11 protein-coding genes are annotated in these 12345 nt (G+C 36.2%); 3 read left to right on the top strand and 8 right to left on the bottom strand.

Features of this window, described 5'->3' with window-relative positions; all coding sequences use genetic code 11:
• Positions 1 to 3: 3 nt before the first annotated feature.
• From J5J03_RS02085 to ezrA, 3 genes are all read right to left on the bottom strand, one after another.
• Positions 4 to 1146, bottom strand: coding sequence for a cysteine desulfurase family protein (locus J5J03_RS02085; protein WP_208585865.1), 1143 nt, complete (start codon positions 1144 to 1146; stop codon positions 4 to 6).
• A gap of 145 nt (positions 1147 to 1291) precedes the next feature.
• Positions 1292 to 1639 carry a hypothetical protein gene (locus J5J03_RS02080; RefSeq protein WP_208585864.1) on the bottom strand — a complete coding sequence of 116 codons (348 nt, stop codon included), beginning with the start codon at positions 1637 to 1639 and terminating at the stop codon, positions 1292 to 1294.
• A gap of 24 nt (positions 1640 to 1663) precedes the next feature.
• Positions 1664 to 3370, bottom strand: coding sequence for a septation ring formation regulator EzrA (gene ezrA / locus J5J03_RS02075; protein ID WP_208585863.1), 1707 nt, complete (start codon positions 3368 to 3370; stop codon positions 1664 to 1666).
• A 241-nt stretch (positions 3371 to 3611) separates the two neighbouring features.
• Between ezrA and J5J03_RS02070 the strand changes: the two genes are divergently transcribed.
• The 3 genes from J5J03_RS02070 (at position 3612) to J5J03_RS02060 (ending at position 6538) form a co-directional block, all read left to right on the top strand.
• Positions 3612 to 4091, top strand: a complete 480-nt coding sequence (locus J5J03_RS02070) for a GAF domain-containing protein (RefSeq protein ID WP_231710566.1) — start codon at positions 3612 to 3614, stop codon at positions 4089 to 4091.
• Positions 4092 to 4329: 238 nt separating this feature from the next.
• A complete protein-coding gene (gene rpsD / locus J5J03_RS02065; protein WP_208585862.1) occupies positions 4330 to 4932 on the top strand; it encodes a 30S ribosomal protein S4 in 603 nt (200 codons plus the stop codon).
• Positions 4933 to 5821: 889 nt separating this feature from the next.
• Positions 5822 to 6538 (top strand): sulfotransferase family 2 domain-containing protein, encoded by a 717-nt coding sequence (locus J5J03_RS02060; RefSeq protein WP_208585861.1) that lies wholly within the window; start codon positions 5822 to 5824, stop codon positions 6536 to 6538.
• Between the two features lie 97 nt (positions 6539 to 6635).
• Here J5J03_RS02060 and J5J03_RS02055 read toward each other — a convergent pair whose 3' ends face one another.
• From J5J03_RS02055 to J5J03_RS02035, 5 genes are all read right to left on the bottom strand, one after another.
• Positions 6636 to 7502 carry an ABC transporter permease subunit gene (locus tag J5J03_RS02055; protein WP_208585860.1) on the bottom strand — a complete coding sequence of 289 codons (867 nt, stop codon included), beginning with the start codon at positions 7500 to 7502 and terminating at the stop codon, positions 6636 to 6638.
• Positions 7502 to 8287, bottom strand: a complete 786-nt coding sequence (gene phnE / locus J5J03_RS02050; protein WP_208585859.1) for a phosphonate ABC transporter, permease protein PhnE — start codon at positions 8285 to 8287, stop codon at positions 7502 to 7504. Before phnE ends, J5J03_RS02055 begins: the two co-directional genes overlap by 1 nt.
• Positions 8288 to 8300: 13 nt before the next feature.
• Complete coding sequence (gene phnC, locus J5J03_RS02045; protein ID WP_208585858.1) at positions 8301 to 9065, bottom strand: phosphonate ABC transporter ATP-binding protein; 765 nt, start codon at positions 9063 to 9065, stop codon at positions 8301 to 8303.
• 77 nt (positions 9066 to 9142) lie between these two features.
• Entirely contained in the window at positions 9143 to 10171 is a 1029-nt protein-coding gene (locus J5J03_RS02040; RefSeq protein ID WP_208585857.1) for a PhnD/SsuA/transferrin family substrate-binding protein, read from the bottom strand.
• Between the two features lie 642 nt (positions 10172 to 10813).
• Positions 10814 to 12238 carry an alanine/glycine:cation symporter family protein gene (locus J5J03_RS02035; RefSeq protein ID WP_208585856.1) on the bottom strand — a complete coding sequence of 475 codons (1425 nt, stop codon included), beginning with the start codon at positions 12236 to 12238 and terminating at the stop codon, positions 10814 to 10816.
• Between the last annotated feature and the right edge of the window lie 107 nt (positions 12239 to 12345).

Here is a 12345-nt window from a genome sequence, read left to right as displayed (position 1 = left end):
TATCTACCCCATTACTTCACTTAAATTTTTAATAACTTCGGTCAATTTTTGAAAAAAATAATCGATCTCTTCTTTGGTTGTCTCATAAGACATACTAACACGCAAACCGGAAATTGCAATATCCCGATCTTTGCCACAAGCAATAAGCACAGCACTTTCATCCGCACTCTTCGATGAACAAGCAGACTTAGTCGAGATAAAGATATCAAAGTCTTCTAATGCATGTATGACTACTTCAGGTTTTAATCCACGAACAGAGAAATTTACTATATGCGGCGCACTGTCGATTTGGGGTGTATTGATTACAACTCTATCTAACCTTTGTAGTTGTTCTATTAATGCATGCTTTAAAGTAGTTAACTTCTTATGAAGTTCTGATTGCTTTTCTTTAGCGAGACGCATCGCTCTTACTAATGAAACGATCCCAGCAACATTCTCTGTACCTGAGCGTATCCTTCTTTCCTGACCACCACCGTGAGCTAATGAAAACAACTTGACTGTTTGCTTTACATAAAGAACTCCAGTTCCTTTCAACCCATGGATTTTATGACCAGATATCGTACATAAATCCACATGACTTGCTTGAATATTTAATGGGACTTTTCCGTATCCTTGGACATAATCAACATGAAAAAATGCTTTCGGATAGCTATTAACGACTTCGCCTATTTCTTTGATCGGCTGAACCGTGCCTATTTCATTATTTACATGCATGATAGATACTAATATTGTATCTTCACGTATCTCTTTCTTTAGGTTATCTATATCCACTAAGCCTGACTTATCCACATCCAAATAGGTCACTTCAAAACCTAGGGCTTCTAAACCTTGACATGTTTCAATAACGGACGGGTGTTCAATAGAAGAGGTAATAATATGCTTTCCTCTATTTTGATGTTCCAGCGCAATTCCCTTAATCGCTAAGTTATTGCCTTCTGTACCTCCCGATGTAAAGATAATTTCGTTCGGGTTAACCTCTAATAATGATGCAGCTTGTTCTCGAGATTTACGTAATAAACGTTCCGCATCCATCCCAATCCCATGAATCGATGATGCATTACCAAAGTATTCAGTAGATGCTTTCGTAAAGCTCTCTAATACTTGTGGATTTGGTTTTGTCGTAGCACTATTATCTAAATAAATCATCCTTGAACCCCTCTTTTTTCGATTAACATTCGCATATCTTATCATATTTTACCGATCGTGCAAATAAGTTATGCCTGACAAAAGTTTGCTTCTGACAATAGAAAAGATATCCCTATATCAATACAGGAATATCTTCTCGACTTTATTATTCTACCTCAATACCTAACTTCGACATTAATTCATCAATAGAAACTGTATTGTCATCATTCAATTCCAGAGTCATGTTTGCTAAAGATTTTTGAACCTGCTGCGATTGTTCAGATTCAGTATCTGCCCTGCTCGATTCTCCGTTTTGTGCTCCAATGTCAGTATTGTCGGGCATTTTCTTCGATCTAAATATAAAATTAGTCTGTTTGTGATCATGTTTATGTTGCACAGATTCATGTTGATCAGCATATATATAGGTTGTTTGCCCTAAATCTAAATAAAAGAATAGAACAATTCCCCAGGTCGTAACTGTCACCGTAGATAGTGCCATTACTAACCATTTCATGATGTCTTCCCACCTTTGCTATCGCTAATTAGCCATTCGCTGAAATGCTTTATCCATCTCTTCAATTTTTGCCATGGCATTGGGATCAACTTCCTCCAATGCCTTTACCGCTGTTTCTAATGCATTTTCATATTTATAATCTCTAAATAATTGTTCTGCTTCCGATAAATGGGAAGCTAATAATGGATGACTACTTCGATATCGATTTCCATATTGAATAGCAAGCTCTACTAAGCGTGCTTGGTCCAATAACAAATTGGTTTGCTCAACAAAATTATTAACGGATTTAGTCGCCTCCGCAATACTATGCTGCACTTTCCCCATATCTAACGGATGTTTCTGTAACTGTTTTAAAACCACTTCACATTTTTCCGTTGATTCTTCCAATGCATTGATAATAAAAGAAGGAATTCCTGGCATATTACTTTTCTGTAACTTCTTATCGGTATGGATTAATTGTTGCTTTAATTTAGCAATCTGTTCTTTTGCTTCCATTTCATCCTTTCTTAAATCTTTAATTTGTAACTGGAAATCTGCTTGTGCTTTATCTAACTTATCAAGTTCCTCCGAGAAAGCATCCAATTTATCTTTAATTTCTAAATGATTTGCTTTACGATCTTCATATTCAGTTTCAATTTGTTCAAATTGATTTTCTGTTTTAGCAAGCCATTTTTCAATACTAAGGAACAATTCTAGATCAGCCTCTTCTAAATAGTATGTTTGTTGTAATTCTTTAATCTCATTAGAAGTGCTTTCTACCTGCTGTTGAATATCAATTAAATGTTGTCTCGCATTCGGAAATTGACTTTCTACAATTGATTTTGACTTTGCTTCTTTTTCCAATAACTGAAACATTTCATTCAGACGTTCTTCCATTTGTTCTAATGATTCTTCAATTTTATTTGTCTCACCGTTATCTAATTCTTTTATCGCATTTTTTAACATATTTTCATATTGCTTTAATTCTTTTTCAAAGCCAAACTGCTGTACACGATAACCTTCTTCTTCCATTTCAGCCATACCTCTAAGCAAGTCTTTCATCTGCTCTGGAATTTGTTGTTTGCATTGGCGATAGATACCTGGAAAAGCACTGATTCTTTCTTCTATATTTTCTATTTCGTCTTTTAGTGCTTCAATTAAATCTTGTGCCTCCATATAATTTCCGTCATCTGTTAACATGGAGTACTCTGCTAAGCGTTTCTCCAACTTCGTTAATTCTGATTCAAAAACAATTTCTGCTCGACCAAATTGCGTACGATTATGTAAGAGGTATTTCTTCAGTTCTTTAATTCTCGGATTTAATTCTTTAATCTCCTGTCGAACATATTTCTCTGAATTAAGTAAATGATCAAGTTCCGTATACATGTCTTCAATATTCTTTTCAATATTTTGCAAAGTCTTTTCAACATGTTGCAGATTTTTCTTCGATGCATTAATTCGAAACCTATCTGCAGCTTCTTCTGCATCTAACAAATATTCCTCCATATCTGGCAGTTCTCTTGTTAGAATGAAGTCCCAGTTTTCTTTCCAGCTTTCAAATTTTTCTTGTGTTTCACCTGACAAATTTAGCTGTTTTACTTTGGCCAATTCTGCCGTAACATTTCGATTCATAATATCCATCTTCCATGCTTCCAGGCGATCGACATTATCATAGACCTTTTTCCTAAAGATTAGTCCAATAACAAGTAATACAATAATAATAAGAATTCCACCGATCACGAATTCCAACATAAGTAATCCTCCTTCAAAACAACCGATAGCTTGTATATGTATAGTTAAATTTCCTTATATTTTTAGACGAGTTTATTGTTACTTGTTATGATACCATGTTTCTACACCTTTTTGCTAAAAATTTTACTATTTTTGAATATTTTTATCGAAATCTGTTTTTTCCTATAATAAGTTTGATGATTTGTCACTTAAGTCAATGTGTTGTATGATAAATAAAATTCATATTGAGGAGTGGGGACATATGTTTGAAACACAAAGTTATAACGGTGCTAAACAGAAAGATTATCCAATCGTTATTAAGCAATTAGATGCCCTTTTACATGACGAGCCAGATGTAATTGCAAATTTATCTAATGCATCGGCATTATTAAACCAATTTTTAGAAGATGTGAACTGGGTAGGCTTTTATCTTTGGAAAGACGACGAATTAGTGTTGGGACCATTTCAAGGGCTACCTGCATGTGTACGAATTAAAAGTGGCAAAGGAGTATGTGGAACAGCTGTTGCGGAAAAGAAAACCCAACTGGTAGCAGATGTACACCAATTCCCTGGTCACATTGCATGTGATGCAGCAAGCCAATCAGAAATCGTTGTACCCATTATTAAAGACGGTGAAATTTTCGGTGTATTAGATATTGATAGCCCTAATAAAAATCGCTTTGATGAAACAGACAAGAAATATTTAGAACAATTCGTTCAAATTTTAGAAAAATATATTTAGCCCACATATAGCTGTTGACATTACTTCCCTTGCATCATATAATGGACTTTGTGTAAAAAAGGTAGCCTATGTGAACCGCTGGCTGACCATTTTGTTCCTCACTGGAAAAGCTAAAGCGAGGTGCATCGTGTAACTCTCTGCTACTAGGGCGAGGATGCATGAAAACAAAATGGCTGTCGAGATAGGGACACACTGTCTTATTTTATGCAAAATTCATATATAAAGGAGAAGATGCACAATGGCTCGCTATACAGGTTCTGTATGGAAAAAGTCTCGTCGTCTTGGTATCTCATTAACAGGTACTGGTAAGGAGTTAGACAAACGTCCTTACGCACCAGGTCAACACGGACCTAATCAACGTCGTAAACTATCTGAATATGGTTTACAATTACAAGAAAAACAAAAGCTACGTTTCATGTACGGAGTGAACGAACGTCAATTCCGTAATCTATTTGATGCAGCTGGTAAAATGAAAGGTATCCACGGTGAGAACTTCATGATCCTTCTTGAATCTCGTCTTGATAACCTGGTTTACCGTCTAGGTCTTGCACGTACTCGCCGTCAGGCTCGTCAATTAGTAAACCATGGTCACATTACTGTAGATGGAGGTCGCGTTGACATTCCTTCTTACCAAGTAAAACCTGGTCAGGTAATCGGTGTTCGTGAAAAATCTCAAAAGCTAGATATTATCGCTGATGCTATTGAGGCTAACACTTTCACACCTGAATTTGTATCATTCGACGCAGACAAACTAGAAGGTACTTACACTCGCTATCCAGAGCGTTCTGAATTACCTGCAGAAATTAACGAAGCGCTTATTGTTGAGTTCTACTCTCGTTAATTTCAGAGCATATTTTTTAGCAGTTTTAAAAACCCTAGGAACCTTGTCATATCAAGTGTTCTAGGGTTTTTGTTTGTTTTTAGAGTTTTCTAGAACAGCGTAAATGTTATTACAAAGCTGCAATTGAGGCGATAGTCATTATTATTAATATAAAAGACGCTCCAAACCAGAGTGTATTTTTATCCGTATCCTCTTCATATTTTACTTTTTTTATGATTGATACCAAATTCAAACAGAAAATAATACAATAAATTGGTAATAAATAAAATCCAAACATAGCAAAAAACTGAACCATAGAAAACCCTACCTTGAATATTTTTATTTACTATTATCGCACTAATCAATTTCTTATATATGTAGTTCTATAATATCTCTCACTATAAAAAATCACAAGACAACTATTTTCGGAGAATCTTCCCATCACTTTTCCTTTGTTAACTCATCGATCAGCTTATCCAAATAGTGAACTACCGTCATGGTTGTTTTTTTAAGATCTTCTACTCAAATACCGCTATCACACCTTTAATGAAAGTCCGTGAAGACTCAGAGTTTCCTTAAAGATGGATGCAAAGCCTGTTTATTATGCCAGTTGTCCTTCCAACTCTTCCTGGCTATACCCTGTAAACCAAAAGAGCCTTTCATAAATAATTTCGACAAAAAGGGCAAATATTCCTGCTTTTAGTTAACTGAAATTTTACAACCATTATGGATCTATTCCACAAAAAATCGAACGTTACTGTAAAATGATAGTTCATTTGAAATGCCACTGAAGCAAAGTTTCCAATAAGCCTCTCAGTTCCTATTAATAACCTACACATAATTCTGTCACCTGCTTATAATACAGTAATCATTTTATAGATAAGAATGATACAGAAAGGCTGAAGAGAGCGTGATTATTTTTGATAAAGAAGCTACGAACCCTGAGAACCCAGTTTTTTTGCATATACCGAAAACAGGTGGAAAGACTTTGTGGGACTTATTCGAAAGACAACAAGATACTATCCATGTTTGGCACAATAGGTATTTCAAGCAATATCAAAAACCAATTCGCTTTTTCACGTTTCTAAGAGATCCAGCTGATCGTGTTATTTCTACTTATTATTATATAAGAAGTTATCAACGAGATGCCTTATATCAAAAAGTTAATGAAATGACCTTGCAAGAATTTGTCGAATATATGCAAAATGAAAACATAGAAAACCAACCATATAACAAAAGCGATATTCGTAATATTCGTTATAGAACGGTTAACCTCGCGACACGATATGTATCCGGGGGTGATCCCAATGATTTAGAAAAAGCGAAACATCATATCACCAAACATTTTGACTTAGTAGGATTTACAGACATGTATCTTGAATCTTTGTTTTGTATGCATCAAATTTATGGTTGGCATTTTGCATCTATTAATAGAAAAAATAAAACAAACAACAGACCGAAGATGGATAGCATTGCTCCAAACATCATTCAGTCTATTGAACAAGTCAATCATCATGATAAAGAACTATATGAATGGGCAAAGCAGCATTTCATTAAAAAGTTGAACTCTCTTGATAAAGATACACAAAAGGAATTAAACAAATGGATCAAGCAATTCAATACCTGAATGTTCTGTAAACGTAAAATACCCCCACCTAAATTAGATGGGGAGATTTTTATTCACATATTAATAGTCAAAAATCATTTATCAATGCTATTGAACTCTATCTCGTTTTAACCGAAGAAGGAAAATAACGCTCTTTCAAACGAGTGGAAATAACCTCTAAGATAATAGCAATAATTAATATGGCATATGTAATAAAACCAACTTCTCGTAAATCAAAATAGAAACCAGAGGCCATGAACAGTTCAAATCCAATACCACCTGCTCCGGCAGCCGCACCCATTGCAACTGCTACAGAAAAGTTTATCTCAAAACGTAAAAACGTCCAAGACAATAAATAAGTGAAAGTGGATGGCAGGACACCATTGATGACAATATGCCACCAACTAGATCCTGTTGCTCGTAACGCTTCAATTATCCCCGGATTCACTTCCTCAAATGATTCAGAAAATGCTTTTACCAAATAAGCTACGGAGTGGAACAACATCCCAAGTACTGCTGCTTCACTTCCAAGACCAGCAGCAATAGCAAAAATTAACACCCATAGTACTGTTGGCACTGCACGAATAAATGCTACTACAACCCGAACAGTATTGGATAGCCAAGGTTTGGAGAGATTTTCCGCTGCCATTAAGGCAAGAAAGAAGGCAATTATCGCACCAAAAATCGTTGCTAACACACCTAAGCCAAGAGTTACTCCTACTTGATAAAACGCTTCGCCCCAGCTAAAATGACTTAACCCTGGTTCCAAAAACATCACTCGAATATTGTGGAGTGTGTCTGTAAATGCACGTTCTAACTGAAGTCCTGTATAATCAAAGAAGAAAAAAGCTAATATCGTTAACGCAGTGAGCACCCATATCGTCCATTTCACGACAGCATCCATTTTATTCCCAGATTTAATATTAATTTGACCGTTTCTCTTACGCTTAATAAGAGCCGGATCGAGTTCTTTCACCATCTCCATTATAAGATCACCCTCCGTATTTTATTAGATACTAATTCAATGGCAATAACGGCGATAATAATGGTAAATGTAATGAGTGCAACTAGGTTATAATTCATATTTTTATAATAAAGATCAAACATGTATCCAATACCAGTACCTGTCAAGATCCCAACCAATGTAGCACTACGAATATTAGTCTCAATCATAAATAAAATCCAGCTAAGCATCTGCGGTAGGCTTTGTGGAATAACAGCTTTACTAATCATATGAAAATAGGTTGCACCTGTCGCAGTAAGTGCTTCAACAGAACTTTGATTGGCTTCATCTACCGATTCAATAAATGCCCTAGTCAAGAAACCCACTGTAGCAACAAATAAAGCCAAAAAGCCGGTTACAGAATTTTGTCCGAACGAGATTAGCAAGATTAGTGACCATGCAACAACCGGAATATTTCTTGAAAACGAGGCGATAAATCTAGCGATAACACTAAATGTTTGATTCACTTTCGTAGTTTTTGATCCCATTATTGCTAGAAAAAGTGATACTATGGCCGCCAATGTCGTAGCAGCAATCGACATAAAAATGGTTTCCCCTAGTTTTTCTAGTATCTGAGGCAGTTTTTCCAAAGACTCCTGGGTGATTAAGAGATTAGAGAATATCCAACTAAACGCAGCTGGTATCGTTGCAATGCTTTCGATTAAATTAAACTTCGTTATGAAAGAAGATAAATAGGTGATCATAATGATGAGAATTAAAAAGATCGTTGTTTGCCATTTATTCTTGCGCATTTGCTTTGCGTCCATGTTATCTACTCCCTTAAACCGTTATTAATTCTCTTGATTCAATTCCATAAATATTTTCAATCTGCTCACCATAAAGAAGTTTACTAGGACCATCAAAAACAATTTCACCTTGTTTTAAGCCAATAATTCGACTGGCATATTCCTTTGCTACTTCCACTTGATGGAGGTTAACAATACAAGTAATTCCCATTTCCGTACTAATCGATTTTAAATAATCCATAATTACTTTGGAGGAATTTGGATCTAAAGAGGCAATCGGCTCATCACAAAGAATCAATTTCGGCTCCTGAATAAGCGCACGACATATTCCGACACGCTGTTGCTGACCACCGCTTAATTGGTCACAGCGTTTGTATGCATGCTCTGAAATCCCAAGCTTCTCTAATAGATAAAAAGCCTGTTCCTTTTCTTGTTCTGTAAATCTACCAAGTACACCTTGGATCGTTGATTTATAACCGAAACGACCGTGGAGTATGTTTTCTATCACTGTTAAACGTGGCACAAGATTATAATGCTGAAAAATCATTCCGATATTCGTACGCAACTTTCGCAATTCCTTCTTTTTCATTGCACCTACATCTAACCCATTAAACATGACTTTCCCTTCATTAATCTCCACTAAGCGATTTATACAGCGAAGCAAGGTTGACTTTCCTGCACCAGAAGGGCCAATAATCGATAAGAATTCTCCGGCTTGCACCTCAAAATTAACATCCTTTAAGACTTTGGTTTCCCCATCATAAAACTTACTTAGTCCTTCCACTTTAAGTAATGACATGGAACAAACTCCTTTTTCATTTTATTTAGAAAATATGGAGTATGCATTACTCATGCATACCCCTCTTGGGCTTTTTATTAATTTTGAGAAAGTTCACGAATTGGATTGAACCACTCGTCCTCTACCGGAACAAACCTTTCTTGATCTGATTTAGAGAATAAGCCAGATGCGTCAGAATCTTCTGGTACAAAGATATCCTCATTATTTGCCATTTCATCAGAGGCAAATACTTCTTGAATGAGATCATAATCTTCTTGTCCCAATGCATCCATATTAGCAACAAATGGTGCATTTAATACTGGTGTAACACTCATTAACATAAACTCACTACCAGTCACGGTATTAAATGGTTCTGCCGCGTCGTCTTTAACTCGATATACACTACCGACTGTATTTTCTTCACCTTCGGCAACTTCCACATAATTGTTTACACAAGAATCACAAAACGCTGCAACATCCGCACTATCATTTAATAGGTTGACAGCTGAACCTTGATGAGAACCCCCAAACAAGACTTGTGAGAAAAGTGGTCCGCCTTCCATTAAATCTTCCTCTGTTAAATCCTTGTCAGCGAAATGCCCTATTATCGTAGAAGAAGGCACAACAAACCCAGAAGTTGAGCTGTTAGAGACAAAAGAAAATCTTGTGTCTTCAAGAGTATCTAATGAAAACTCTCCATCCACTTTGTAGTCATCTTGATCTTCAACTTTCACCGCCAGCCAGCTGTGATACATGGCATCATCTAAAGTACCGGACGGACCAGTAGATACAACAATTGGCTGAATAGCTTCGTTCTGATCACTAGCCTCGATATAACCTTGCGCCCCCATAAATGCAACGTCTGCATTATTATTAACAATCGTTTCAATCGCAATTGCATAATCAGTCGTTAAATGATGTTCTACTTCTTTACCAGTTGCTTCAGCAATTGCATCACCAATTGCATCACGTGCTGTTTTTAAATCATTACCAGATTCATTTGGATACCAGACAATATCAATGACATCATCCGAACCTGTTTCCTCCCCTTCTGCATTTTCCGAACAAGCTACTAACATTACAGTAACTACAAGGAACACAACACCAAGAAACCATTTTTTTTGCATGATATTTCCCTCCATGATTCGTAAGTAGTTTTTCCATTTTTAAACTGAGTTGTATCTTCTACCTGAAGCTAGTCACATTAAATCATAAACCATGGAAGTTTTGGACAAATTTACTATCTTTTCACATATAATTAAGATTATTCACATTATTTAAACAAAGTATTTACAAGTTATATTCAACTACAAACAATACGCAAAACGAGCAAAACCCACCGGTCCTTTATTAAAGGCTAATTTAAGATCTGCTCTACAACGCTAGCATGAAATAATACGGTTGCTTTTATAATGACAAGTAGCAATTTTCACTTTGTCCATTGTAAAAAGTCAACCTATTACTTATGACAAGAGTTGTTACACCTCTTCATAGCGGGGACTCATTACGGAGACTCCTGCGGGAATAGCACGAGCCGAAAATCCACTTTGCAAAGTTAGTTGAGGCCATGCCGTGGAAAGCGAAGTAATTAGTCGGAGCGTTGCAAATATACATCAAACATTTCAAGATAACTACTTCGATTAACACGGTCATTGCGCTGATTTTATACTTTCTGGTCTTATAAAAAAAGCAGTCGATTTAGGAGTACACTTGAATTCGTTGTACTCTTAAGTCGAACTGCTTATCAGGCTAAAAATATGTTTTTAATATTATTTTTTCTCTTCTTGTGCTCCCCACCAAGAAATGTTTTTTAAACCTTTTATATTCTTGTAGTGGAATTTTGGATCTGTTCCTTGTTTTCTCTGTTTCACATAATCTTGCAGTACATCTATTGCAATTTTACTTAATAATAAAATTGCAATTAAGTTGACTACAGCCATCATTGCCATAAAGAGGTCTGCCATATCCCAAACAATCTGGATAGATGCCAATGAACCGAACATGACCATCCCTAAAACGACAACACGATAAACGTTAACCCATATTCCCTTTGGATTTAAGAAACTGACATTCGTCTCACCATAATAATAGTTACCAATTACAGAACTAAAGGCAAAGAAGAAGATCGTGATCGCTAAGAAAATCGATGCCCAATCCCCTACATGTGCACTTAAGGCAACCTGTGTCAACTGAATACCATCTTCTGATGCTTGATGAAAATTATCATAGAGAATGATAATAAAGGCTGTTAAACTACAAATGACAATCGTATCAAAAAATACTGCCAGTGATTGTACAAGTCCTTGTTTAACCGGGTGATTGACTCCTGCAGTTGCAGCTGCGTTAGGCGCACTACCCATACCACCTTCATTGGAAAAGAGTCCGCGACGAATACCATACATCATTGCTGCACCAGCTCCACCACCAAATACTTCTTCTAATCCAAATGCATTCTTAATGATCATCATAAACACATCTGGAATCGCTGTAATATTGGTGAATACCACATAAAGTGCAACAGCCATATATATTACTGCCATAATAGGTACAATCACTCCTGCAACAGAAGCAATACGTTTAATACCACCAAAAATAATTAATCCCGCTAATACAACGAGTATAATACCTGTCCACACCTTATCAACATTAAACGCTTGTTCTACTGCAGCTGAAATCGTATTGGCTTGTACAGCATTAAAAATAAAGCCAAATGTAATGGTTATCAAAATCGAAAATAAAATCCCCATCCATTTCTGTCCTAAAGCTTTTTCCATATAATAAGCCGGTCCGCCTCTGAAACCATCTTTATCTGGAACTTTATAAACTTGGGCAAGTGTACTCTCGATAAATGCAGTTGCCATTCCAATTAATGCGATCACCCACATCCAGAACACTGCACCAGGTCCACCAATTGCAACGGCTAACGCTACACCAGCTAGGTTACCTGTCCCAACTCTTGATGCGATCGTAATACTGAATGCTTGGAAGGCATTGGTTCCTTTTTTACCGCTTTGCTCGACTGCTTCTTCTGAAATAACTTTAAACATATCTCCGAATAAGCGAAATTGAACAAAATTAGATCGAAGTGTAAAAAATAAACCTGCACCTATCAATAAGTAAATTAATACGTAATCCCATAGAATCAGGTTACCCCATTCGACTATTTTGGAAGCTATCCATTCTAGTTTGTCCATGATGTTCCACTCCTTCCCTATGAAAAAACTATCCCTAAATTACATAATATAATATACATCCTCCAAAAAAACAAGTAAATCCCTTATCCAATGGATGGAAAAGGGAT

The sequence above is a fragment of the Gracilibacillus suaedae genome, assembly GCF_017599345.1.
GTDB classification, from domain to species: domain Bacteria; phylum Bacillota; class Bacilli; order Bacillales; family Amphibacillaceae; genus Gracilibacillus; species Gracilibacillus suaedae.
This window is presented reverse-complemented; position numbering and strand designations above follow the sequence as displayed.

What these genes read in the sequence shown, in the direction of transcription:
- ezrA (WP_208585863.1), bottom strand. Translation starts at nt 3,370, where the DNA reads ATGTTGGAATTCGTGATCGGTGGAATTCTTATTATTATTGTATTACTT.
- phnE (WP_208585859.1), bottom strand. Translation starts at nt 8,287, where the DNA reads ATGGACGCAAAGCAAATGCGCAAGAATAAATGGCAAACAACGATCTTT.
- J5J03_RS02035 (WP_208585856.1), bottom strand. Translation starts at nt 12,238, where the DNA reads ATGGACAAACTAGAATGGATAGCTTCCAAAATAGTCGAATGGGGTAAC.
- J5J03_RS02040 (WP_208585857.1), bottom strand. Translation starts at nt 10,171, where the DNA reads ATGCAAAAAAAATGGTTTCTTGGTGTTGTGTTCCTTGTAGTTACTGTA.
- J5J03_RS02080 (WP_208585864.1), bottom strand. Translation starts at nt 1,639, where the DNA reads ATGAAATGGTTAGTAATGGCACTATCTACGGTGACAGTTACGACCTGG.
- J5J03_RS02070 (WP_231710566.1), top strand. Translation starts at nt 3,612, where the DNA reads ATGTTTGAAACACAAAGTTATAACGGTGCTAAACAGAAAGATTATCCA.
- phnC (WP_208585858.1), bottom strand. Translation starts at nt 9,065, where the DNA reads ATGTCATTACTTAAAGTGGAAGGACTAAGTAAGTTTTATGATGGGGAA.
- rpsD (WP_208585862.1), top strand. Translation starts at nt 4,330, where the DNA reads ATGGCTCGCTATACAGGTTCTGTATGGAAAAAGTCTCGTCGTCTTGGT.
- J5J03_RS02055 (WP_208585860.1), bottom strand. Translation starts at nt 7,502, where the DNA reads ATGGAGATGGTGAAAGAACTCGATCCGGCTCTTATTAAGCGTAAGAGA.
- J5J03_RS02085 (WP_208585865.1), bottom strand. Translation starts at nt 1,146, where the DNA reads ATGATTTATTTAGATAATAGTGCTACGACAAAACCAAATCCACAAGTA.